Genomic DNA, 21862 nt, shown 5'->3' with positions numbered 1-21862 from the left:
TCGCATGTCCTAGCTTCAAGTCTCGGTGACCCAGTCTAAATGACCCGTTCAAGTTCGCAGAATGCCCAGCCGGGCACACCAAATCGCGAAGATTATAGCCCAAGCGATCGGCCCGCCGACGCTGCGTCGGGGGATTCCCTCGATGACGATCTGGCCGGCGACGCGTTGCAGCCGCCCGTGGTGCCGTCCGCGGCGGCCGACGATGCGCCGCGCGTCGTCGAAGTGCCGCTGTCGCTCGCGGGAGAACGCCTCGACAAGGCGCTCGCCCAACTGTTCCCCGAATTCTCGCGCAGCCGCCTGCAGAGCTGGATCGAGGCGCAGCGCGTGCTCGTCGACGGCGCGCCGGCGAAGATCCGCCAGCCGGTACCGCTCGGCGCGAAGATCGAGCTCGTACCCGATCTGCTGCCCGAGCAGCTCGCGTTCACGCCGGAGCCCGTGCCGCTCGACGTGATCTACGAGGACGACGCGCTCGTCGTCATCAACAAGCCGGCCGGCCTCGTCGTCCATCCGGCCGCCGGCAACTGGAGCGGCACGATCCTCAACGGTCTGCTGCATCGCTACGGCGACGCGGCGGCCGGCCTGCCGCGCGCGGGAATCGTCCACCGGCTCGACAAGGAAACCTCCGGCCTGATGGTCGTGGCACGCACGCTGGCCGCGCAGACGGACCTCGTGCGCCAGTTGCAGGCCCGCACGGTGAAGCGCCGTTATTTCGCGCTGGTGTGGGGCACGATGCCCGAGGAGGGCACGATCGACGCGCCGATCGGCCGCGACCCGCGCGAGCGCACGCGCATGGCGGTCGTCACCGGCGCGTCGGGCAAGCCCGCGCGCACGCATTTCCGCACGGTTGACACATGCTTGTGGCAACGTCAGCCGGTTTCGGCGATTCAGTGCGATCTCGAGACCGGCCGCACGCACCAGATTCGCGTGCATTGCGCGCACGCGGGGCACCCGCTGCTCGGCGATCCCGTCTACGGACGTGCGCGCGGCAAGCGCTCGGTCGCGCCGCTGCCGGACGGGTTCGCGCGACAGGCGCTGCATGCGTGGCGGCTCGGCCTCGTGCATCCGGTCACGGGCAAGGCGATGCAGTGGCGCTGCCCGCTGCCGGACGACATGAACGCATTGGTCGCGGCGCTTGGCTTCGGGCAGGGTGACGAGGAATTCGACGACGACGACGGTGTCTACGACGATGACGATTTCGGCGGCGAGTATCACGACGACGAGCCGTACCTGGACGACGAGGAGGAGTGAGTGCCGATGACGAAGCTGGCGCCGTTGACGTGGCAGGACTGCGTGCAGCCCGACTGGCAGGTGTCGCCACGCGTGCGCGCGGTGATCACGACACGCGACGGCGGTGTGAGCGAAGGCCCGTACGGGCGTTGGCGGGACGGTGCCGCGCTGCCGGGCGGGATGAATCTCGGCCTGCATACCGGTGACGATCCCGACCATGTCGCCGTCAATCGCGCGCGCGTGCTCGCCCTCGCGGGCCAGTCGGGCGCCGCGTGGCTCGAGCAGGTTCATGGCGCGCGGATCGTGCTGGCGGACGAGGTGATCGCCGCGGCGCCCGCTGCCACGGCGCCGGTGCGGGCCGACGCGAGCGTCACGAACCGGCCAGGCGCCGTCTGCGTGGTGATGGTCGCCGATTGCCTGCCCGTGCTGCTGTGCGATGCGCAGGGCCGTGCGGTCGGCGCCGCGCATGCAGGCTGGCGCGGGCTCGCGGCCGGCATCGTCGAGCAGACGGCCGCGCGCGTCGCGGCGCTCGCGGGCGGCACGACCGACGCGCTGCACGCGTATCTCGGGCCCGCGATCGGCCCGCAGGCGTTCGAGGTCGGCGCCGACGTGCGCGATGCGTTTCTCGACACGGCTCCGCAGTCGGAGCATGATGAAACCCGTCATGCGTTCGTCGCGATCGACGGCGCGCCCGGCAAGTTTCTGGCCGACCTCTACGCGCTTGCGCGCCTGCGCCTCGTGCGTGCGGGCGTGGCGCACGTGAGCGGCCGGACGGCGTGCACGGTCGCCGAACGCGCGCGCTTCTATTCGTACCGGCGCGACCGCGTGACGGGCCGCATGGCTGCGGCAATCTGGCTGGCCGATTGACGGTGCGCGCGTGGTTTTGTTGCGCCGCGAAATCGGGTTATCTCGATATTGAGGCGACAATGCAGCGTTGCATGCGCGACTGAATGAAAAATCCCGCGGTCAAGCCGGAAAAAATGTTTTATGTTTTGCCGGAACCCTTGTCCCGTCTGTCGTGCGCGGATTATCTCGGTGCGGAAATGTTCAGTGGTTTGACCGTGCGCTTCACATGGGGGAAAACGATAATGATAAAAATACCGCACTGCGGCAGAATCTGGAGACGCCTCTCCAGAGCATGACGGCCCGGCTCGCAGCCGGCACGCCGCGCGCGAGCAGGATTTCACGATTGACGCTCACGAATCACCGGTAAGGCAGGTAATGACAGCATCGAAAAATTCGTCGACGTCCGCGCATGCGGGCACTTCCGCGGGCAGCGCCGGTTTCGATCCGGCCGCCCAGCCGATGCAGCAGATGTTCGAGTCGTGGTTGAACGCATGGCGCGGTTTTGCCGATCCGGCGCGTGCCGCGACGGTGTCGGCCTCCGTCAATCCGTTCGCGACATTCCAGTTTCCGACGTCGTTTCCGTTCCAGATGCCGTCGATGCCCGACTTCGGCGCGATGGCGTCGCCGTTCGCGGGGCTGAAGCTGCCGGTGGCCGCGATTCCGCCCGAACGGCTCCAGGCATTGCAGGCCGATTACGCGCGCGACTGCATGGCGCTGATGCAGCAGGCGGCCGCCGCGAAGCTCGAGTCGCCGGAATTGAAAGACCGCCGCTTCAGCGGCGACGCGTGGAAGGCATCGCCCGCGCACGCGTTCGCGGCAGCCTGGTATCTGCTCAACGCACGTTATCTGCAGGAGCTGGCCGACGCGCTGCAGACCGATCCGAAGACGCGCGAGCGCATCCGCTTCACGGTTCAGCAATGGACGGCCGCCGCCGCGCCGAGCAACTTCCTCGCACTCAATCCCGATGCACAGAAATCGATCCTCGAGACGCACGGCGAAAGCCTGCGGCAAGGGATGATGAACCTGCTCGGCGACCTGCAGCGCGGCAAGATTTCGCAGACCGACGAATCGCAGTTCGTGGTCGGCAAGAACCTCGGGTGTACCGAAGGCGCGGTCGTGTACGAGAACGACCTGATCCAGCTGATCCAGTACACGCCGAAGACGGACAAGGTGTTCGAGCGGCCGCTGCTGATCGTCCCGCCGTGCATCAACAAGTTCTACATCCTCGACCTGCAACCCGAGAATTCGCTCGTCGCGCACGCGCTGTCGAGCGGCCATCAGGTGTTCCTCGTGTCGTGGCGTAACGCGGACGCATCGGTTGCGCACAAGACGTGGGACGACTACATGAACGAAGGGCTGCTCGCGGCGATCGACGCGGTGCAGCAGGTCAGCGGCCGCGAGCAGATCAACACGCTCGGCTTCTGCGTCGGCGGCACGATGCTCGCGACCGCGCTCGCGGTGCTCGCCGCGCGCGGCGAACATCCGGCCGCGTCGATGACGCTGCTCACCGCGATGCTCGATTTCACCGATACGGGCATCCTCGACGTGTTCGTCGACGAGGCGCACGTGCAGATGCGCGAGCAGACCATCGGCGGCAAGAACGGGGCGCAACCGGGGCTGATGCGCGGCGTCGAGTTCGCGAACACGTTCTCGTTCCTGCGGCCGAACGATCTCGTGTGGAACTACGTCGTCGACAACTACCTGAAGGGCCGCACGCCCGCGCCGTTCGACCTGCTGTACTGGAACAGCGATTCGACGAGCCTGCCGGGCCCGATGTACGCGTGGTACCTGCGCCATACCTATCTCGAAAACAAGCTGCGCGAACCGGGTGCGCTGACCGTGTGCGGCGAATCGGTCGACCTGTCGCTGATCGACGTGCCGACCTTCATCTACGGTTCGCGCGAGGATCACATCGTGCCGTGGCAGACGGCCTACGCATCGACGTCGATCCTGTCGGGCCCGCTGAAGTTCGTGCTCGGCGCATCGGGGCACATCGCGGGCGTGATCAATCCGCCGGCGAAGAAGAAGCGCAGCTACTGGGTCAACGACGACCTGCCCGAATCCGCGGACGACTGGTTCGCCGCGGCGACCGAGCAGCCGGGAAGCTGGTGGACGACGTGGGTCGAGTGGCTCGACGCGTACGGCGGCCGCAAGGTCGCGCCGCCTGCCCAGCCGGGTTCCGCGCAATTCCCGGTGATCGAGCCGGCGCCGGGGCGCTACGTATTGCAGCGCGATTGACGAAAACCGGGCAGCGGCGCACGCTGTCCGGCGCACCGCAGTTTTTTTAACAGGGCCGGTAACGATGCGCCGTGTCGTGCGGGTCTGGAGGAAAGGGAAATGACGGATGTAGTGATCGTATCGGCCGCGCGGACCGCGGTCGGCAAATTCGGCGGCTCGCTCGCGAAGATTGCGGCGCCGGAACTGGGCGCGACGGTGATCCGCGCGGTGCTGGAGCGTGCGGGCGTGAAGCCCGACCAGGTCAGCGAAGTGATCATGGGCCAGGTGCTGACGGCCGGCTCCGGGCAGAACCCGGCGCGGCAGTCGCTGATCAAGGCGGGGCTGCCGAGCGCGGTGCCGGGCATGACGATCAACAAGGTGTGCGGCTCGGGCCTGAAGGCCGTGATGCTGGCGGCGAACGCGATCGTCGCGGGCGACGCGGAGATCGTGATCGCGGGCGGCCAGGAGAACATGAGCGCGGCGCCGCACGTGCTGCCGGGCTCGCGCGACGGGTTCCGGATGGGCGACGCGAAGCTGGTCGACACGATGATCGTCGACGGGCTGTGGGACGTGTACAACCAGTACCACATGGGCATCACGGCGGAGAACGTCGCGAAGGAATACGGGATCACGCGCGAAGAGCAGGACGCGTTCGCGGCGCTGTCGCAGAACAAGGCGGAAGCCGCGCAGAAGGCCGGGCGTTTCGACGACGAGATCGTGCCGGTGTCGATCCCGCAACGCAAGGGCGAGCCGCTGCAGTTCGCGACCGACGAGTTCGTGCGTCACGGCGTGACGGCGGAGTCGCTGGCCGGGCTGAAGCCGGCGTTCGCGAAGGACGGCTCGGTGACGGCGGCGAACGCGTCGGGGTTGAACGACGGCGCGGCGGCGGTGCTGGTGATGTCGGCGCAGAAGGCGGCGGCGCTGGGCCTGACGCCGCTGGCGCGGATCAAGGCGTATGCGAACGCGGGCGTGGATCCGAGCGTGATGGGCATGGGCCCGGTGCCGGCGTCGCGCCGTGCGCTGGAGCGCGCGGGCTGGACGCCGGGCGACCTGGACCTGATGGAGATCAACGAAGCGTTCGCGGCGCAGGCGCTGGCGGTGCACAAGCAGATGGGCTGGGACACGTCGAAGGTGAACGTGAACGGCGGGGCGATCGCGATCGGCCATCCGATCGGCGCGTCGGGCTGCCGGATCCTGGTGACGCTGCTGCACGAGATGGTCAAGCGCGACGCGAAGCGCGGGCTGGCGTCGCTGTGCATCGGCGGCGGGATGGGCGTCGCGCTCGCGGTCGAGCGTCCGTGACCGGCCGTCCGTAACCGGCTCTCCGGAACCGGCCGTTCGCCACTGGCGAATCGAATCCGTGCGCGGGCCGATTGCGGCTTCGGCCGGCGTCACGTGAAGTCAGAGGGGGCTTCAGGCAGCTCTCGAAACCAAAAAATGGAGTGAGATTTATGTCTCAGCGAATTGCGTACGTAACGGGCGGGATGGGCGGCATCGGCACCAGCATCTGCCAGCGCCTGTCGAAAGACGGCTTCAAGGTGGTTGCAGGTTGTGGCCCGAACTCGCCGCGCCGGGTGAAATGGCTCGAGGACCAGAAGGCGCTCGGGTACGACTTCATCGCATCGGAAGGCAACGTCGGCGACTGGGACTCGACCAAGGAAGCGTTCGACAAGGTCAAGGCCGAAGTCGGCGAGATCGACGTGCTGGTCAACAACGCGGGCATCACGCGCGACGTCGTGTTCCGCAAGATGACGCATGAAGACTGGACGGCCGTGATCGACACCAACCTGACGAGCCTGTTCAACGTGACGAAGCAGGTGATCGACGGGATGGTCGAACGTGGCTGGGGCCGCATCATCAACATTTCGTCGGTGAACGGCCAGAAGGGGCAATTCGGCCAGACCAACTACTCGACCGCGAAGGCCGGCATTCACGGCTTCACGATGTCGCTCGCGCAGGAAGTCGCGACGAAGGGCGTGACGGTCAACACCGTGTCGCCGGGCTACATCGGCACCGACATGGTGAAGGCGATCCGTCCGGACGTGCTCGAGAAGATCGTCGCGACGATCCCGGTGCGGCGTCTCGGCGGGCCGGAGGAAATCGGTTCGATCGTCGCGTGGCTCGCGTCGAACGATTCCGGCTTCGCGACGGGCGCCGACTTCTCGCTGAACGGCGGCCTGCACATGGGCTGACGTCCAGGCTGCGCGGGCTGGATGGCCGCGCAGCCGGGCGTTTTCCGAAGGCCCCCGCCTCCCGGATTCGGGCGGCGGGGATTCGTCACTTGCGCTACGCTGCACTCAAAGGCGTTACATGACTACTACAAAGAAGACGGCCGAACGGCTCATCAAGAAGTACCCGAACCGCCGGCTCTACGATACCGAGACAAGCACGTACATTACGCTGACCGACGTGAAGCAGCTCGTGCTGGAGCAGGAGGATTTCAAGGTCGTCGATGCGAAATCCAATGAAGACCTGACGCGCAGCATCCTCTTGCAGATCATCCTCGAAGAGGAAAGCGGTGGCGTGCCGATGTTCTCGTCGTCGATGCTGTCGCAGATCATCCGTTTCTACGGTCATGCGATGCAGGGCATGATGGGCACGTACCTGGAAAAGAACATCCAGGCATTCATCGACATCCAGAACAAGCTCGCGGATCAATCGAAGAACCTCTACGAAGGTAACGCGATGAATCCGGAAGTCTGGTCGCAGTTCATGAACATGCAGGCGCCGATGATGCAAGGGATGATGACGAGCTACATCGAGCAGTCGAAGAACATGTTCGTGCAGATGCAGGAGCAGATGCAGAACCAGGCGAAGTCGATGTTCAGCACGTTCCCGTTCAAGCAGCCGGGCGCGTCGGAGCCCGAAAAGAAGTAAGCGGTGAGCCGGCGTGGACACGCAACGGGTCACGCCGGCATCGCGCGGGACGGCCCGTACGGGACGGCACCGGGCCGCGTCGCGGAACGATCATCCGCACGATGGCATTGCCCGCGAGGGCATGGGCGTCGTCGTGCTGTAGCGCCTCAGTGCGAATTAAAACGCACAAGGCCGACCGGCAAAACCCGGTCGGCCGAATATCAGATAAAGCGCTGATTGTAAAAGATACCGATGGCCGGATTTTCGGCCGGCTTATCGAACCGCGAAGCGGCTTGCCGCCGATCCGTTCGAGCAGTTATTTCCGTAAATAAAGAGATTTCTGTTTTCGGAAAATGCCGAGTAGATGATCGGAAAAACTTCCTTGGCGCTGAACGAGTAAATGCCATCGTTGATGGAGACGAGGAGGTTGCCGCTCGTATCGGTTTCGATCTTGTCGATCTTGCCTGCCTTGCAAAGCGATTCCGCAGATGCATACGAGGATGCAGCAAGCGTCATGGCGCAAACGAGGGTGGCCGCGAGTTTTCTCATGGTCTTTCCTTGGTGAATGAGTGGATTGCTGGGGTTGTGATGCGGGTCATGCACGGTTCAGTATTGGCTGGCCGAATAGGTGCCGATGTCTGATCGATGTGAAATGTATCGGAGATTAATCGGGTGTTGAATGGGGGTGGCGGATTTGGAAATGGTTTTTTTGGATTGTTGAGTGTTTTAAACTATTCGGGTGAATTATGTTGTGCGGTTGGGCAGGGATGGAGTTGGTGGGCGGTTGAAGTAAAATAAATCAATCGACTATTTTCGGTTGATGATTTTTGTTGTGTTGTGGGTTGTGGTTATTTTTATTTACTTCTCTATTTTTATTTGTTTGGCCGGATTTTTCGAGTAATGGCCTTCGATATTGAGGCGGGCAGTCGATGCTGTAAAAGGGGCATATTCACGGGCGATGCGCGGGGCGCATACGTTTCGTATGCGTGTTTCGATGCGATACACGTGCAGCATCGTGCACGTGTCTGTAGCCAGAGCGAGGATTGGGCCGCCGGTGCGGCTTGTCAGTGCCGCGGTGAGTGCGGTCGATGGTGGGATGCTTCGCCCGGCGGCGTTCTGCGAGGCGCTGGCGCAGGCCTGCGATAACGGTGGTATGCAGGCTGCGTGCGTGAGTGGGCAGTCGATAGCGATAGTCACGCGCCTGCGCCGACAACCGGCCGGCCGCAACTCGATGCGGCGCTGCGGCTGATTGGCGATGGCGACGATGCGGTCTGGTTCAACCGGTGCCTGACGGCAGCGACGTATCCGAAGTGAGCATCGGATCGAGTACGGGTCTGCTTCGGTGGACTTTTTGCGACTTCGTCACGGAATTGGGGGCATCACTCCGGATCGAATCCGTTTTCGCCATCCGGCGGCGGCAGATCGAGAACGAGCTTGACCGCACTGTAGTTGGCCTTGAGCGAGAACACGCGGCCGATCACGAGAAACGTCTGCCGGGAATTTTCGAGCTCCACGAAGTCGCCGGGCTGCGGCACGTGGGCACCCTGGTCGTAGGAGAAGCTGGTGCTGGTCTGTTCGCCGATGGCTTCTGCGGCGTGTTCGGTGAATTCGATCGTGATGTGGGTGGTCATGCGAGCCCCGTTGAGTGGATGGAAGAGAGCGATGGCTTCGATTTTCGCATAGCGGCGCGCCCGTCATTCATTTTGGGTCGCTGGACCCTAAATCGCTGTAAACTCACGCTTTTGCTGCCACGCCCCCCATTCCAGATGTCCCAATCCCCCAAAGTAGGGTTCGTATCCCTCGGGTGCCCGAAGATCAGCATAAATAAACTGATGTGGCTGCCCGCTGCGAGATAAACACCTGTTCATGCCTTGAGAGCACTACCTCGTTGCATAGGCTGTACTGATATGCACCTGGAGCCTGTGTCCGGTACAGTAGCAAAAAGCCCGCTTTGCGCGGGCCTTTAGGTCACTCTGACGGAGGGTTTTTCCTCTTGGAGCGTGTCTTTTTTGCAGGAGGGGGATCTATGGCTGTTTTGTCCGATAGCTGTGGCTTGGGCGAGGGCGTCTGTTCTGCCAAGAGTTCGAGTCTCTCCTTTTCATCCTTCTCCGAGTCCTCCCTTGAAGCTTGTCGGAAATCGGCCGATGGCAATTGGAGCATTCCGAAAACGGACCGCGCTGTCAAATTTGACACCATCTCGCGGATAGCCCCGTATAGCATTTGATACGCAGTAAACCGCACCGCACGAAATCGCTCGGCGCCGGTAAATCTATCATCAAGGTACGTAAACAGCGCCGAAACCTCTATGTCCAGTTCATAGGGGATGATGATTTTCTTCTGATCAGATTTCGTTATTTTTAAACGAAACTCGCAGAAAAAATGCTTCGGATCTGCTGCCTCTTCGTGAGGGTAGCGCAAAAGCGCGCTCCGTCTGAAATTGACTCCGCGAAAATCGAACGCGAGTTGAGGAAGTGCATTCGTCTCGCCGTTCTCGTAATCTCGATTAACTTCGATAGAGATCGTGGAAAATTCGAGTCGCTCAAGCGTAAGCGGCGACGGTTTCATACGTATCGCACCTCTCGATATAGCGATTTTTATCGTTTGCAGCAGCCCTAGAGCGGAGAGAGATCAATGCATCTGAATCGACGTTACCTGCGATGATCATATCGATCCCGCCTTCAGCAACGTGACTCGCCTCTTGCTCTTTCTCCGTCAATTGGGAATGATCTCCAAACAAGATCGTCAAAGGCTCCTCGAGCGCATCAGCGAGCTTATAAAGAGAATCAATCTGGATATTCGCCTGGCCTTTCAACCATCGAGAAATACACTCTTCCGATACGCCGACGCGCGCGGCCATATCCGAATTTTTGAGTTGCTTTTCCCTCATGAGACTTCGAATCTGGATTGCAGGATCGAGTCTGCGCAGATTGGTCAACGTTTCCGCGTTTTCCGAAACTTTCTTAGCAATCTCGGTATTATTATTCAAGTATCCCATGATGCACTCCTAACAGAATTCAATGTTACCCCTAGGATCAAGGATCAACTTGATATCTGACTCACAGGGATTGCAGACCTCATTTTTTGGGGTCTGTTGATCTTTCTTGTGATACGCCATCAAGAGAAAGATCAAACGTCGCTGCGGGAACGGGTAGAAGTAGATGCGGTCTTTCTTGCCATATTTCAACTCCCAAACATGATGCTTTTGTTTTGCATACTCAAAGGAGTGGGCAATTTTGACGCTGACGACCCCAGCCTCCTTAAGAGCACCTTGGTAGTCGTCTACTTCGATTGCATCGCAAAGCTCCGCAATCATGGTCGTGAAGTTGGCCTTCTTGTCGGCCGAGTCGACGTGATCTCCGACGGATCTGAAGAAGCGCCCCGAGTCCGGAGGAGGTGTAGCCTTCGCTACTACGACCGTGGTCCATTTAGTTGCCTTTTTCGCCCGACCTAGGGCGCCGACACTCGTCGCGCTGACCCCGGCTAGGCTCAAGAGTTTTGTTTTGTCAAGTCTTTGCGCTAGCACACTCGACGCCCCGAAGATAACGTATAGGTTAGTTTCGCGCAACCCCGTTCGGCCACTTTTTTTACGGGGTCTGACGCACTGTCTACCGCGATTTAGCAGCGTACTCCACGCCGAACATTGTTTCAATTCGTGGTGATCCATCGACTGGGAAGGGTGACTCGTGTCGAGACGTGATAGCGTCTCTCACCTATTAGAGGGCCCACTCATCAGGCGGTGTGTCATGGATTTTGAGATGCCGCGGCGTCAGCCTCCAAAGCGATCGCATGTCAAACGTGACCTTTATCGGTTGTTGGTCGCGCGCTCCGACCTGGGAGCCGCAAATGCAGCATGCAAGCTGTTTCTGAGCACGGTCTCCGATCTGAGCGACCCGTTGTATCAACCGCTCTTTACCGCGATCGTCGTGTGTTACGCGCGGCCGTTCACACACAACGAACCTCATGGCGCGCTACCTGAAAGATGGGCGAGATTTGAAGAGGCGGCCCATCAACGAATGCATGACAGCCTGCTCAAAGCAAGGCACGAGGTCGTCGCGCACAGCGACATGGCGGTGCGTAAGGCGAGGATCGTCCCACCTGGAGTGTCGACAGGGATCATGAACGGGCGACCGCTTATCAGCGACAGCATTGGGACCGAAACGGCCTTTTATTTGTTTACGATTCCCATGATCCAGGGAATACCGAAACTTGTCGTGTCACTCGGCGCGCGAATTCAGGCAGAAATCGATCGTATGATCAGCGAGTTGTACGGTGGCATGGAACTCCCGAACGCTAAATTCCCGCTACGCATTGACGAAGGTCTGTGAGGTTGCGCTCGGCACAACATGAAGCGGCTCGGAAGCACTGTTTTCTGATACTGCAGCAGAGTTCGCCAGCACCCGCAGATGCCCGCGTTCAATCAGGATTTTCGGTAAGTGCTAGGTTGTTTCTGTTATTGTTTTGGAGCATGCTTGAGCATGCGCGACCTAGCAAATGCACTGGTGCATTGAGAACAGGTTGTGCCGCCGGAGAATACAGTACTTCAAAAAAACGTGACGGGGTGGTGGCATATGAGACCGATTCTTGATAGAGGCTTTCTTGCAACTTTGACCATGTCGGTAGTTGTACTTTCCACGCCTGCTCAAGCCGATGATTTTAAAGATTGTGGTGACCATTGCTATGCAGGCACTCCCGGAGTGGTAAAGGAATCTTCTGTCTATTCATGTGATTCTGATTGGAACGGTTCGTGTGGAAGTGGAAGTAGTGGGGTTTTCCATCAATGCGTTCCGGATACCTACCAAATTTGCGGATATAAATCTGAAGTCCTAAGCCGTAAAAATGGTGCGTATGGAATGGATTCGATTCAAAAGAATTGCATTTCTGGTGCTATGTCGTCGAGGGGAAGCGGGAACATATTTGATCGATGGGGTGGAACAATTGTGGTGCGCCTTACCATCTATTCGCATCCACTAGACTACGTGCCTTCGAACGACGAGAAGCTCACCTACTGCAAAATCGAGCGTGATGGAAATCCGCCGAGAGAGGGATGCGAGTGTAACGGACCGGTGATGATGTGTGGGGGCACTCCCGCCGGTGCATGCGGAACTTACCCGCCACCATGGGCCCAATGATCCTGATTTGTAAAGCCGCAATACGAACAGCGCCGCAATGGGCGCTGTTTTCCGGCTATCAGCGTTGAGTTGGTTTTGACAGCACCCTAAGGTGTCCGTTGCCGATCAGGAAATTTCGGTACGCCGAGATCGCAATGTCCCACACCGCCCGCATCATGCTCGGGCCGGCCTCGACGATTTTGCCGTTCTGGTCGACGACGGCGAGCGTTGCGAGATTGCCCTCCGGCACCACTACGCTCAACTCCTGAAAGATGTCCACGTTGAACGTGTCAGCATTCGGGGTGGCCATCTCGTGGTCTAGCGGTTCGTTCGTGGTGGCGAACGTGCCTACTTGGCAGGGGACGATTTCCAACGATTACGAACGCTTGAGCCGCGAGATTTTCTCATAGAGCTTCTCAACAAGGTTCTTGGAATATTGCCCGTAGTGAAGTTCCCGGTGGCAATTGGGGCACACGGCCACAGCGTTATCTGGGCTGTCGGCGCCTTTCTCTGCCAGCTTTCTGACGTGATGGATTTCAAGATACGGGCGGCCGTCAGGACCGTTGAACGGCGCCTGTTTATTGCAGCATTCACAGATTCCGTCAGCCTTCTTCAGGATCCACGCCTTCACTCGGGCATCTCGATCGTATTGCGTGACCGACGTTGTAGAGGCCTTGGGTGTTTGGTTGCCCGCAGGTTCAGGTAGGTCGTTCTTGCTGATGTTGTCGCGGACTGAAATCTCGAATGCAGCAACTGGCGTGATTGCTTGGCCCTCAAGTTCAGCAATGAGCTCTTCAATCTGAGCAGCAACGCGCGCGCCAACGTTCTTGGCTGGCTTCAGGCCCGTCAGCCAATCGCGACCCATGACAGAGAGAACATACGAGATGTTCTGCATCCTGTACTCGAACGCTTTTGCCGATCGGCCAAACCGTTCGGCAAGATCGTCGTAGTACTTTCGTTTCGTGAAGTCCTCGTGATTGCGATCGAGCTGCTGCATCTCGAGGTATGCCTTTACCGAGGCGGCTAGTTCCTCTTTGGTCCAACTTTCGCCACCGACGTCGCCGGAAGCTTCATCGTTGCTACCGAGGTATTGCCCCCAGTCGAATGTTATGGACTTTTCAATCTCGGTACGCCACCACTCGAAGTCAGGCGCTGTTCGGCCAAACAGCGTGAAGTATCCTTCGCCGGGCATTAGCGTGCTTCGATCGATGATTAACCCGGTGATCGCAGGTTTCCCGGTTTGATGCGTCCAGTAGGCAAGAGAGGTGAGTCCCTGGTGTTTCAGGCTGTCGCCAAAGGTGGCGCCTTCCTGAGGGAGGCCGAGCGCGTCATGGACCTCTTTGTAACCAACGTATGTCCGTTGATCATTCGGCTTGACCTTAGGTAGGCGACTGACGAGGAAACGCAAAAGGCGTTGCCCAGATTCATCCAAAATATCGTCCGACGTCGAAGACTCCGGCATCACATTACCCCGAGTGTTGTTCTGTATCGATTCTACTTGCCGCAGTGGAGTCTCAATGTTCTCTCCGTGCGTGCCGCTTTATCATGGATGAAGAACGGCTCGCGTGTCAAAATTGAGTATGACAACCGGGGAAGAATTCATGGATGATCGCACTGGGAGGACTAGGGCACGCATCGACGGGGTGGCCGTCGTTGTAGATGACGAAGCCCACACCTTCCTGAGCGGATTTCTCGCGGCTGAAAACTGGTTCAACCTGGACTGGTTGCCGCGTTATCGCGAGACTACGGAATCGATTGCGACGACGTTATCGACCGGGCGCCACGAAGATCTGTTCGATATCTTGTGGAGGACACGGGATAACTCGATCGCCGATGCGGGGTTGGGCGTGATGTACCCCAGCGATACCAATAGACTACGAGATGAACTTGTTCAGATCATCGCGGATGTGCAGGAGGATGGTTCTCCACAGAATTTCGACCGTATCGTTGAGGCTGCGGAAGGCTGGCGAGCTGACGGACGAATCGCAAAGGTTCCTCGACTCCTGATACGACGAGTTTTTGCCGGAATACATCCGCGCCACTATCATACTACCGTCGACTCACCTCGCCACGATGCTTCATTGCGCTGGTTTGCGACGCACATGAATTTTTCCATTCCACAGTCTAAATGCTGGGCAGTACGTGCGCGATCATTGGTCGAACATTTGGATCGGATCGACGTGTTTCGCGACAACTTCCTAGTCCGCAACATGTTCCCATGGTTTGTTGCGGAACAAGTGTTGCCCCGAGCGTCTTCGGCGCGTCCGCCACGATTCCGAAAGCGGGCGTCTAGTGCGTTCGTGCATATGCCGGAGACCCAACGCGAGATATCGCTGAGGCACAACGACGTTCAAGCAGCCCTGTACGAAATGCTGGTGGCGGAGCATGGAAAGGGATGTGTCTGGATTGAGCGAGAGACCGGAACGGGAGGGTATGCAGACGCAGTTGTGTATCCGCTCGCCGGAGGCTGCCACCTATACGAAATCAAGATTGCAAGCTCTGCTGCGGAGGTGGTACGGCAAGCAATGGGACAGCTACTCGAGTACGGATATCGACGTGGCGGTCTTGAGCCTGTGAAGCTGTTCGCAGTTGGTGAGCCTAGTCTCGACGGCGCTACTCGAGAATTCATCGAGCGCCTACGGGTTCAGTTCAACTTGAACATCGACTATCTGCAAGTCGAGGTTTCGGACAGGGCGACATCATGATTGAGCGCTTGTAGGCTTGGTCAAGACGCGGAGGTGACCGGTACCCATCAGAAAGTTTCGATATGCGGCGATGGCAACATCCCAAACAGCACGCGCCACGGCCGGCCCCGCCTCGATGACGTTGCCGTTCTGATCGACAACCGCGAGCGTTCCTGCTTCGCCAGTCGGTGTGGAGACACTCAAGCCTTCGTAACTGACGGCGGTAATTGCGCTGGACAGTGCTGACGAAACGACCACATCCTGTGCAAATGCTCGGGGAGCGAGAGATTGATTCTTGGCCATGCTACAGATCCTCTGTCTCAAGTAAGTGTTGAACCAACGCAGTAGAAATTTGAAATCGTAGGCACGGATGTACTGTGAACCGGGCTGAGCGGAGGCCGGCAAGTGCGTCGCCTAAGTCTGGGGAAGTAGGTTGGGATTCAGCGCGCTGAGGCTGATTTCCAGAATTTCATCGAGTTCGACACAGAAGCCAAAGCCGCCACCTACGCGAAGACGCTTTCGGGCGCGGGGCCAAGGCGATACGCTTAAATACCGCAGTGTCCATGAATGGGGGACAAGAAAATGGATCCAAATTCCGCAGCAATTCAACAGGCATACGCGGCTTGGGTTCAAGCGGCAGGATCCATAGTTGCAATCATCGCGGCTATTTGGATTGCTTCCGGTCAAGCCAGAGCCGACCGGCGTTTGAGAGTTGACGAAATGCGGGATCGGCTCGAATCTCTATGGACGATGATCGATACCTGTTGCGTACGTATCGAGGCCGTACGCGTGAACGCTATGAATGCTCCGGCGATGGCGGGGGCAAAGCGTCTCGACGACGATCTCGTAACATCCGCGAGAACATCGATCCAACTCGTTTCGACGCTTCCTGCGGAGACGGCACCGAGCGCGAAGGCGGCGGAAGCGTTGGTGCGAACTCGAACCGCAATTGCCAACGCCATCGACATCATTCCAACGCCAGGCATTGTCTTTGCCGCTTTCCACGAACGGGACCTCGCCGCTCTTCGAGATGACCTGAGGGCGGCTGCGAATATCTTGCGTGAGGATATCGACATGCGCAAATAGATCGACCGGGGATAGCCGGGAATGGCCAGTTCACTGCTCTCGGACGCCTAAGTCCGCGGCGGAGATTACGTACTATTCGCCATCGTGGCTCCAGACGGGACCTACTTTCGAAGTCGTCCCATTGCCGTCGGTAGCGTGCGTGCCGCGCATGTCTTTGGCGGTCGGGCCGACTTCCGTAAGCGTTATCTCCGGGTTCGATCGCTGAGTCGTCGCCTCGCCTTTTCTCGAGCGGTGCTCTTTCCTTGGCTGAAGTTCTCGGCCGGCGTGCCGTTGTGTGTTGAGGACAATCCTCGTGCCTCGAATGTTGGTCTGATTTCTTGCTCGCTAGCGTACTGCGCGAGCGGGTTGCTCTCGCTTAGAGGGGCATGATGTGGTCCTCAAGAGGTCAGTGATTCGACGAGCTGGATGCGCTTGCCGATCCAGTACATGACCGGCCTGGCCATGCTGTTGCCGAGCGCTTTGTAGCGGGGACCGTCTGCCGCAGGCTTTCCACGCACGGTGATGAGCGTGTAGTCGTCTGGAAAGCCTTGCAGTCGCTCACATTCACGAGGGGTGAGGCGACGAACAGCGGAGCCGATTTGTACGCCGGGAATTTGTTCCTTTACGAGCGCAGATGAAACCGGACTGCCGCCGAGCGTGGTCTGTTTGCCGGCCGCCTGCCAGTTCAGACCAACGGCGGGCGCGCGAGCGCCCGATGCGATGGGATGACAGGGATCGCCAGGTCGTGGATTGCTCCGGTTTGTCGGCGACGTGATTTGTGTCGTGTCGAAAGCAATGGCTCCGATGCCGATGCCGCCGCGACCGCCGTTTGGCGTCAGGATCGCGTTCGCGGTTCCGTCCTGGCGATACTCGAGCACATTTCCGTCATCGCGTCCGCGAATTGCAAGTGTGTAAGGTTGGCACGGTATGAGTGGCGTACCGCGACCAGTACCGTCTTCGCTCGCGTCGAATCCTTCTCCGCGTAGCGCGTGAGCTATCAGGAACTTGCCGTCGTCGTCCTGTCCGTTGTGGCCACCAGGGTGAGCGCCTGGCGCAATGGTGCCGGCAACTCTTTGCCACGTTTCGCGGCTCGGCGCAGGATGCCCGAGCAGGCTTTCGCGCTCAAAAAGTACTGCGGCGGCACGTCGCCAGTCTCCAAGACATCCGACAACGAACACACGGCGGCGTCGCTGGGCCACTCCGAAGAATTGAGCGTCAAGAATCCGGTAGGCGAACCCATACCCGAGTTCTGCCAGGCCGCCGAGGAAGGTGCCAAAATCTCGTCCGCCGTTTGATGACAGGACACCGGGGACGTTTTCCCAGACCAGCCAGCGGGGAGCGTAGCGCTTAGCAATGGCAAGATAGGTGAGCATGAGGTTGCCACGCGGATCAGCCAATCCTTTTCGGAGTCCGGCGACGCTGAAGCTTTGGCAGGGAGTTCCGCCGACGAGAAGATCGATAGCTGCATCGGGCCATTCCTTGAATTGGGTCATGTCACCGAGGTTCGGGACGGTCGGGTAGTGATGTGCGAGTACGGCAGACGGGAACGGTTCAATCTCGCTCACGAATGCAGTTTCCCATCCAAGCGGGTGCCACGCACAGCTCGCGGCTTCGATGCCGCTGCAAACGGATCCGAATCGAATAGTCATCTACGTCTCAGTCTCCGCACATGCAGTCGATGAGGGCGTCGTCTTCGTGCTCGGGAAACGCAAGCGGGATTTGCTTCGCGTAGAACTGGGCTTCGCGTAGCAGTTCGGAATAGCGAGGGCGATCGTTTCGGAACGTGGCTGCCGACGGGCGTGATTCTTCGTTGATCCACCAGGTGGCTAGATCTGGTCGCGTGACGAACGCCCGGACGATCTTGTGCCGCGCCTTCAGAAAACAACCGTCGCAGTTACCGAAATCGCCTTCAGGATCGAGCGCGAGATCGAACGGCTGGGCGCGCCAGAACGCAAGCACGTCAGCCTTTCGCACGTTGGCGCGCGCGAGCGGCAAATTCGGGATGCCGCCGCCGTTGTCCCGGCCGGGTGCCAGAAGGCGAGCAACGCGGCGTGGTTCATCGGCACGAATTCCCATGACGTTGTCCCACTGGTCGTAGCCGAGCGAAAGCATGAACGCGCGGCCGGCCTTCACCTTCAGGTTTGCCGTGCATGTGCGCATCACTGGATTCGGGAGAATGCCGAGCGCTTCGTTGAGGCGCGAAAATGGTTCGCCTTGACGACTGGCTGTTTCGAAGCTTGCGATCCGGACGTGGCATCGTGAGCGCGAACCCTCTTCGAAGCCGTCCCATTCAATCCAGGTGATCGGAACATGCCAGCGGATCGAGCACTCGTTGATGAATTCGAGCGTTTCTTCGCGCTCCTTTCCGGTGTTCTGGAATGTGACGATGCAGTTATCCGGTATGCCGCCGTTCGCTTCGAGCACCTGGTGAAGCATGTAGCCGGACGTGCGGCCGCCGCTGAAGCAGATCTGCGCCGGTCCCTCGATCAGGTACGGGTTACGCGAAGTCATTGCATCCTCACATCAGAAAAGAAGCGGGCGCCGCGAAGGACGCCCGCAAGTGCTACCGCCTGGGGAAACAAAAAGAGCGGGCGCTTTACAAGCCACCCACAAGAAAACGCCGCTCATCCGAGGCAACGGAATTTGCGCGGCTTTGGGGAAGGGTGGTCGTGCTACGATTCACACGAAAATCAACGGGGTGCGCGATGAAGAAAGTGTGGCAGTGGGTAGAGGTTGGTTTCGCAATGTGTGCGCTTGGTATTGTGACTGCGTTCCTTGTTTACGCCTTTAAAGAACACAGCGAAGGTGCCGCTGCCTGGATACAGGCTGTCGGTTCTATCGGCGCAATCATCGGTGCGTATTACATCGGCAGGTGGCAGGCGGCAGCGGCGGAGATACAGGCCAAGCGCGTACGAGACGAAATACTGAAGGGGAAGCAGCTTGCTGCTCGTGCTATTGCTGACGCTGCGTATGGCGAAGTTAAAGCCGCGAACAATGCTATAGGCGACACCTATCTTGTCTGGCGGCACTGGTTCCACTACCGACCTAGCGTCTTTTCAGCGCAAATTGAAGCCATTAGCAGGCTTCAGTTGTTCGAACTGGACGATGCCGATGCAATGAGAAGCATTATCGATTTGCAGAATTCAATGCTTTCTATGCAGCATATATTTACGAAGGCAGAGAAAATGCGTGCTGATTACAATGGCAATCCCCCCGGTGATGGGGTCTCTTCGCACGACTTGATCGGATACGTCAATGCAGCTTACGAGGCATATATTCGGATTAGGAATCGCTTTTACGATGAAGCCACCTCAATGGAAGCGATCGAGCACCCGCGTGCGCGTCGATAGAAGCGAATCGATCTACACCGATATAGATAGCCGACACGACAGGCTAGATGCAATAGCTACCCGCGCAGCCCGCAGACTCATCCCATTGCTGGGTAGTGGCGAGGACTAGCACGGCGACGATGAGCACGCCAAGGCTCTTGAGCCACAGGATCAGAAGCGCTTTCACGACCACACTCCCATCAGCGCTTCGATCGGGGGCGCGACTGCGCCGGCAAGCAGGTAGAAGCCGGCGATCACACAGAGCGGAATCCAATTTCGACTCATCATTACCTCACGTTTTTGATTTGGCTGGCATGGTGCGGTCGTCATTAGATGACCGCACTCAGCGTCGTGCTACCGTCGCCGTGTTCGGTGCGAAGCATCAACGGTGCTCCACCGAATAGCTCAGGGCGAAGCTCGCGCAGCGCGTTACTGAAGTTCTGCGGTGCTTCGAAGCCGTTGCCGAGCAGGGCGGTCGTAACCGCGAGCTCGGGATCGTCGGCGCCAGGTGTGAAGAACGACGCAACGATCGGAATCTTATGTACCTTGCAGATCGCGATGATCTGCGACATGAGCGGCGAGATCTTGTCGTCGTAAATCTGTTCCTTGGTGGCGGTGGTCATCGATGTCTCCATGGAGTACGCCCGCCAAAGCGGGCGGGGTTATTACCGGTCTTCGGCCCAATGCGACATATCGGTGTCTGCCGCTTCTTCGGGTGATTCGTCACTATCACGATTCTCGAACGCCGCGGTTGCCAGTTGGCGTGCGTTTTCCGCGCTGCAGCCGCCACGTTCGACGTAGCGCTTCGAGCAGCGGTCAGTCCATTCCTGTTCCGTAAGCATGTAAGCCTTCATGGTGTGATTGCGCGCCGAAGCCGACGCATGAAATTGAATGAGTGTGCAGTGGCTGATCGCCACGCAACAGCTCTTTCCAGTCAGCCAAACGACCGCGGTGTGACCGCTCAAGACTTCGGCTGATGTACGCGTGGTGAAGGTGCGAGGCGGGTCGCCGCGCACCTCTGAATATGCGACGGTGGCGCCCACGCTCACGCGGGCATTCCAATCGTCGACCGCGTTCTGCGGATTCGTTCTGCGGTTCACTATCTTCTCTCCCGGCTGTTGGGATAGCGGGTGTGACCACCGTAGCGGGCGCGGGTTACGTGGTCACAGGTTCCAGTTCCGCGCGTTGGTACGGACGATTGGCGATCGCTTTGATCAGATCGAGCCCGCGCTCCCGATTGACGGGACTCTTCGTCTTGCGAACCCTATGCCCGGTGCGCTCGTACACGAGCACGACGTGATAGAGCTTTTGCATCGTCTTCCTCCTATAGCGGGAGCGGTTGCTACGCGGCATGCAGCCGGGAAACGAGGGGATGCGCATAGCCCCCGGTATCGAACCGAACGCGGACGCGACGCACGCAGGGAACGTTGAGCCGTTCCTCGTTCCATTGGCCGTGAAACCATTCTTTACGGCCCTCGACGGTTGCCGCTTTTACGCGGCCGGACTGCGTGGTCCAGGTGACGCGCTCGCCTTCATGCGGCATCGCGCGGTATGCCTTCCGGCGTTGACGGGCGTTCATCGTCGTTCCCCTCATGCGGTATTGATCGGAGGTGCTGCTGGCACGTCACGCCTTCAGCAGAATCATCTATATGATTTGGATTCCGAAAAATATTGATATCGGATCTACTTCTGGCTTCCTGACTGCGCTCAAGGAATGACACTGGAGACCAATGCAATTCGATCAGGGCAGTCTGAGCTTTCAAGGGCGCGCACTCGGCAAGGTGCCGCTGCGCTGAGCGGGGAGGTGCGGAGGATCCGCCACCGAATGCGCGCTCTTGAGAGCATGAATTGCAACAGCGCTCAGGGAGGGCGCCTCGATACCACTACGGGGTGTCGATGGATACGGGCTGTTTAGAGCCGCCGCGCCGGCTTGAGGCGCCCTCACTGAAAGTTGTTGACGGTGTCGGGAGCTATCCCGTTTCTCGGCTACACCGTTGAGCCGGCCGGTTGCTCCCTGTACTGCGGTCCCGGCGCGCTAGCACTCTTAAAGATCATCCGCTTGGGCGGTGGCGCAGCGTCCTGCGCTGCGTTGAGATTGATAATCACATACGTGATTTGTCGAGTCAACACATTTGTGATTATTCCGCGCGAAGCGATCGAGGTAAATGTATGAACGATATCGACTTGCAGGAGATGTGCGCCTTGACGCATAAAACTGCTGCACAGCAGCCCTCGAAGGCCATTGTGTCCGGTTGCGGCCAGTTCCTGAGGGGCTGTATTGGTCGATCGCGAGCGCGGGGAATGACATTTCCTTTGTCAATTCGGTCTGCCATTCCGGATGCTCGTGACGGATGCCTCTTGACACAAAGCCGTCGCTTGAGTCGCTGTAGTGGCTACAACCGCTTTCGAGCTTCAAGAGCCATCTGGCTACGCGATTTCCGGAGGCTAGAGATTCTCCCGGCCCCGCACTGTCCATCCGGCGTATACATTGGCAGGAGCAACCATGCAAGGTTGGCAGTTGTCTCGCGCT

Annotated in this window: 24 protein-coding genes; 10 read left to right on the top strand and 14 right to left on the bottom strand. The window is 59.3% G+C overall.

Annotation, left to right across the window (positions count from 1 at the left end):
- Positions 1-39: 39 nt before the first annotated feature.
- The 6 genes from CFB49_RS09835 (at position 40) to phaR (ending at position 7167) form a co-directional block, all read left to right on the top strand.
- Positions 40-1248: an RluA family pseudouridine synthase gene (locus CFB49_RS09835; protein ID WP_069620832.1), complete on the top strand. Its 1209-nt coding sequence runs from the start codon at positions 40-42 to the stop codon at positions 1246-1248.
- Between the two features lie 6 nt (positions 1249-1254).
- Positions 1255-2094: a peptidoglycan editing factor PgeF gene (gene pgeF / locus CFB49_RS09830; RefSeq protein WP_089491250.1), complete on the top strand. Its 840-nt coding sequence runs from the start codon at positions 1255-1257 to the stop codon at positions 2092-2094.
- 354 nt (positions 2095-2448) lie between these two features.
- The gene (locus CFB49_RS09825) at positions 2449-4311 is read left to right on the top strand and encodes a PHA/PHB synthase family protein (RefSeq protein WP_069620831.1); all 1863 of its coding nucleotides are present in this window, start codon (positions 2449-2451) and stop codon (positions 4309-4311) included.
- Between the two features lie 99 nt (positions 4312-4410).
- Complete coding sequence (locus CFB49_RS09820; RefSeq protein WP_069620830.1) at positions 4411-5592, top strand: acetyl-CoA C-acetyltransferase; 1182 nt, start codon at positions 4411-4413, stop codon at positions 5590-5592.
- A gap of 149 nt (positions 5593-5741) precedes the next feature.
- Entirely contained in the window at positions 5742-6482 is a 741-nt protein-coding gene (locus CFB49_RS09815; RefSeq protein ID WP_006491801.1) for a 3-ketoacyl-ACP reductase, read from the top strand.
- 118 nt (positions 6483-6600) lie between these two features.
- Complete coding sequence (gene phaR, locus CFB49_RS09810) at positions 6601-7167, top strand: polyhydroxyalkanoate synthesis repressor PhaR (RefSeq protein ID WP_006485265.1); 567 nt, start codon at positions 6601-6603, stop codon at positions 7165-7167.
- A 252-nt stretch (positions 7168-7419) separates the two neighbouring features.
- Here phaR and CFB49_RS09805 read toward each other — a convergent pair whose 3' ends face one another.
- From CFB49_RS09805 to CFB49_RS35615, 5 genes are all read right to left on the bottom strand, one after another.
- Positions 7420-7695 (bottom strand): hypothetical protein, encoded by a 276-nt coding sequence (locus CFB49_RS09805; RefSeq protein ID WP_089435108.1) that lies wholly within the window; start codon positions 7693-7695, stop codon positions 7420-7422.
- A gap of 830 nt (positions 7696-8525) precedes the next feature.
- Positions 8526-8777 carry a hypothetical protein gene (locus CFB49_RS09795; RefSeq protein ID WP_069620828.1) on the bottom strand — a complete coding sequence of 84 codons (252 nt, stop codon included), beginning with the start codon at positions 8775-8777 and terminating at the stop codon, positions 8526-8528.
- Positions 8778-9114: 337 nt separating this feature from the next.
- Entirely contained in the window at positions 9115-9711 is a 597-nt protein-coding gene (locus CFB49_RS35620; RefSeq protein ID WP_143329277.1) for a hypothetical protein, read from the bottom strand.
- A complete protein-coding gene (locus CFB49_RS09790; RefSeq protein WP_089491248.1) occupies positions 9686-10141 on the bottom strand; it encodes a helix-turn-helix domain-containing protein in 456 nt (151 codons plus the stop codon). The genes CFB49_RS35620 and CFB49_RS09790 overlap by 26 nt, the downstream gene beginning before the upstream one ends.
- 9 nt (positions 10142-10150) lie before the next feature.
- The gene (locus tag CFB49_RS35615) at positions 10151-10636 is read right to left on the bottom strand and encodes a hypothetical protein (protein WP_179234883.1); all 486 of its coding nucleotides are present in this window, start codon (positions 10634-10636) and stop codon (positions 10151-10153) included.
- A gap of 253 nt (positions 10637-10889) precedes the next feature.
- On the opposite strand from CFB49_RS35615, the gene CFB49_RS35610 reads away from it, so the two are divergent.
- Positions 10890-11471: a hypothetical protein gene (locus CFB49_RS35610; RefSeq protein ID WP_143329275.1), complete on the top strand. Its 582-nt coding sequence runs from the start codon at positions 10890-10892 to the stop codon at positions 11469-11471.
- Between the two features lie 862 nt (positions 11472-12333).
- Here the strand turns inward: CFB49_RS35610 and CFB49_RS09775 are convergent.
- Together CFB49_RS09775 and CFB49_RS09770 are read right to left on the bottom strand one after the other, a co-directional pair.
- On the bottom strand, positions 12334-12564 hold the full coding sequence (locus tag CFB49_RS09775) for a hypothetical protein (RefSeq protein ID WP_089491465.1): 231 nt from the start codon (positions 12562-12564) through the stop codon (positions 12334-12336).
- A 66-nt stretch (positions 12565-12630) separates the two neighbouring features.
- Positions 12631-13716, bottom strand: coding sequence for an HNH endonuclease (locus CFB49_RS09770; RefSeq protein WP_249190308.1), 1086 nt, complete (start codon positions 13714-13716; stop codon positions 12631-12633).
- A 139-nt stretch (positions 13717-13855) separates the two neighbouring features.
- On the opposite strand from CFB49_RS09770, the gene CFB49_RS35605 reads away from it, so the two are divergent.
- The gene (locus CFB49_RS35605; RefSeq protein WP_143329274.1) at positions 13856-14959 is read left to right on the top strand and encodes a hypothetical protein; all 1104 of its coding nucleotides are present in this window, start codon (positions 13856-13858) and stop codon (positions 14957-14959) included.
- Here CFB49_RS35605 and CFB49_RS09760 read toward each other — a convergent pair.
- Entirely contained in the window at positions 14954-15241 is a 288-nt protein-coding gene (locus tag CFB49_RS09760) for a hypothetical protein (protein ID WP_179234882.1), read from the bottom strand. The genes CFB49_RS35605 and CFB49_RS09760 overlap by 6 nt on opposite strands.
- Before the next feature lie 279 nt (positions 15242-15520).
- Between CFB49_RS09760 and CFB49_RS35600 the strand changes: the two genes are divergently transcribed.
- Entirely contained in the window at positions 15521-16024 is a 504-nt protein-coding gene (locus tag CFB49_RS35600) for a hypothetical protein (RefSeq protein ID WP_179234881.1), read from the top strand.
- A gap of 377 nt (positions 16025-16401) precedes the next feature.
- Here the strand turns inward: CFB49_RS35600 and CFB49_RS09750 are convergent, their stop codons facing one another.
- Both CFB49_RS09750 and CFB49_RS09745 read right to left on the bottom strand, forming a co-directional pair.
- On the bottom strand, positions 16402-17646 hold the full coding sequence (locus tag CFB49_RS09750; protein WP_089491463.1) for a DNA cytosine methyltransferase: 1245 nt from the start codon (positions 17644-17646) through the stop codon (positions 16402-16404).
- 13 nt (positions 17647-17659) lie between these two features.
- Positions 17660-18514, bottom strand: coding sequence for a hypothetical protein (locus tag CFB49_RS09745; RefSeq protein ID WP_179234880.1), 855 nt, complete (start codon positions 18512-18514; stop codon positions 17660-17662).
- A 194-nt stretch (positions 18515-18708) separates the two neighbouring features.
- Here CFB49_RS09745 and CFB49_RS35595 point away from each other — a divergent pair, with 194 nt between their 5' ends.
- Entirely contained in the window at positions 18709-19353 is a 645-nt protein-coding gene (locus CFB49_RS35595; RefSeq protein ID WP_059623586.1) for a hypothetical protein, read from the top strand.
- Positions 19354-19661: 308 nt separating this feature from the next.
- On the opposite strand, the gene CFB49_RS09735 is transcribed toward CFB49_RS35595, so the two are convergent.
- From CFB49_RS09735 to CFB49_RS35590, 4 genes are read right to left on the bottom strand one after another with little or no spacing between them, the layout of a single operon-like run.
- On the bottom strand, positions 19662-19955 hold the full coding sequence (locus tag CFB49_RS09735; RefSeq protein WP_089491462.1) for a hypothetical protein: 294 nt from the start codon (positions 19953-19955) through the stop codon (positions 19662-19664).
- A 42-nt stretch (positions 19956-19997) separates the two neighbouring features.
- On the bottom strand, positions 19998-20432 hold the full coding sequence (locus CFB49_RS36750; protein WP_249190309.1) for a hypothetical protein: 435 nt from the start codon (positions 20430-20432) through the stop codon (positions 19998-20000).
- Between the two features lie 55 nt (positions 20433-20487).
- Positions 20488-20646, bottom strand: coding sequence for a hypothetical protein (locus CFB49_RS36285; RefSeq protein ID WP_179234879.1), 159 nt, complete (start codon positions 20644-20646; stop codon positions 20488-20490).
- Between the two features lie 28 nt (positions 20647-20674).
- Positions 20675-20911, bottom strand: coding sequence for a hypothetical protein (locus CFB49_RS35590; RefSeq protein ID WP_143329272.1), 237 nt, complete (start codon positions 20909-20911; stop codon positions 20675-20677).
- Between the last annotated feature and the right edge of the window lie 951 nt (positions 20912-21862).

Origin of the sequence: Burkholderia sp. AU17457 (assembly GCF_002223255.1) — a bacterium.
Taxonomy (GTDB): domain Bacteria; phylum Pseudomonadota; class Gammaproteobacteria; order Burkholderiales; family Burkholderiaceae; genus Burkholderia; species Burkholderia sola.
The sequence above is the reverse complement of the archived record's forward strand: the minus strand, read 5'-3'. Positions and strand labels throughout refer to the sequence as shown.

What these genes read in the sequence shown, in the direction of transcription:
- CFB49_RS36285 (WP_179234879.1), bottom strand. Translation starts at nt 20,646, where the DNA reads ATGCAAAAGCTCTATCACGTCGTGCTCGTGTACGAGCGCACCGGGCAT.
- CFB49_RS35605 (WP_143329274.1), top strand. Translation starts at nt 13,856, where the DNA reads ATGGATGATCGCACTGGGAGGACTAGGGCACGCATCGACGGGGTGGCC.
- CFB49_RS09745 (WP_179234880.1), bottom strand. Translation starts at nt 18,514, where the DNA reads ATGACTTCGCGTAACCCGTACCTGATCGAGGGACCGGCGCAGATCTGC.
- CFB49_RS09805 (WP_089435108.1), bottom strand. Translation starts at nt 7,695, where the DNA reads ATGAGAAAACTCGCGGCCACCCTCGTTTGCGCCATGACGCTTGCTGCA.
- CFB49_RS09775 (WP_089491465.1), bottom strand. Translation starts at nt 12,564, where the DNA reads ATGGCCACCCCGAATGCTGACACGTTCAACGTGGACATCTTTCAGGAG.
- CFB49_RS09815 (WP_006491801.1), top strand. Translation starts at nt 5,742, where the DNA reads ATGTCTCAGCGAATTGCGTACGTAACGGGCGGGATGGGCGGCATCGGC.
- CFB49_RS09825 (WP_069620831.1), top strand. Translation starts at nt 2,449, where the DNA reads ATGACAGCATCGAAAAATTCGTCGACGTCCGCGCATGCGGGCACTTCC.
- phaR (WP_006485265.1), top strand. Translation starts at nt 6,601, where the DNA reads ATGACTACTACAAAGAAGACGGCCGAACGGCTCATCAAGAAGTACCCG.
- CFB49_RS09795 (WP_069620828.1), bottom strand. Translation starts at nt 8,777, where the DNA reads ATGACCACCCACATCACGATCGAATTCACCGAACACGCCGCAGAAGCC.
- CFB49_RS09790 (WP_089491248.1), bottom strand. Translation starts at nt 10,141, where the DNA reads ATGGGATACTTGAATAATAATACCGAGATTGCTAAGAAAGTTTCGGAA.
- CFB49_RS09820 (WP_069620830.1), top strand. Translation starts at nt 4,411, where the DNA reads ATGACGGATGTAGTGATCGTATCGGCCGCGCGGACCGCGGTCGGCAAA.
- CFB49_RS09735 (WP_089491462.1), bottom strand. Translation starts at nt 19,955, where the DNA reads ATGACCACCGCCACCAAGGAACAGATTTACGACGACAAGATCTCGCCG.
- CFB49_RS35595 (WP_059623586.1), top strand. Translation starts at nt 18,709, where the DNA reads ATGAAGAAAGTGTGGCAGTGGGTAGAGGTTGGTTTCGCAATGTGTGCG.
- CFB49_RS09760 (WP_179234882.1), bottom strand. Translation starts at nt 15,241, where the DNA reads ATGGCCAAGAATCAATCTCTCGCTCCCCGAGCATTTGCACAGGATGTG.
- CFB49_RS35610 (WP_143329275.1), top strand. Translation starts at nt 10,890, where the DNA reads ATGGATTTTGAGATGCCGCGGCGTCAGCCTCCAAAGCGATCGCATGTC.
- CFB49_RS09835 (WP_069620832.1), top strand. Translation starts at nt 40, where the DNA reads ATGACCCGTTCAAGTTCGCAGAATGCCCAGCCGGGCACACCAAATCGC.
- pgeF (WP_089491250.1), top strand. Translation starts at nt 1,255, where the DNA reads ATGACGAAGCTGGCGCCGTTGACGTGGCAGGACTGCGTGCAGCCCGAC.
- CFB49_RS35590 (WP_143329272.1), bottom strand. Translation starts at nt 20,911, where the DNA reads ATGAACGCCCGTCAACGCCGGAAGGCATACCGCGCGATGCCGCATGAA.
- CFB49_RS09770 (WP_249190308.1), bottom strand. Translation starts at nt 13,716, where the DNA reads ATGCCGGAGTCTTCGACGTCGGACGATATTTTGGATGAATCTGGGCAA.
- CFB49_RS35600 (WP_179234881.1), top strand. Translation starts at nt 15,521, where the DNA reads ATGGATCCAAATTCCGCAGCAATTCAACAGGCATACGCGGCTTGGGTT.
- CFB49_RS35620 (WP_143329277.1), bottom strand. Translation starts at nt 9,711, where the DNA reads ATGAAACCGTCGCCGCTTACGCTTGAGCGACTCGAATTTTCCACGATC.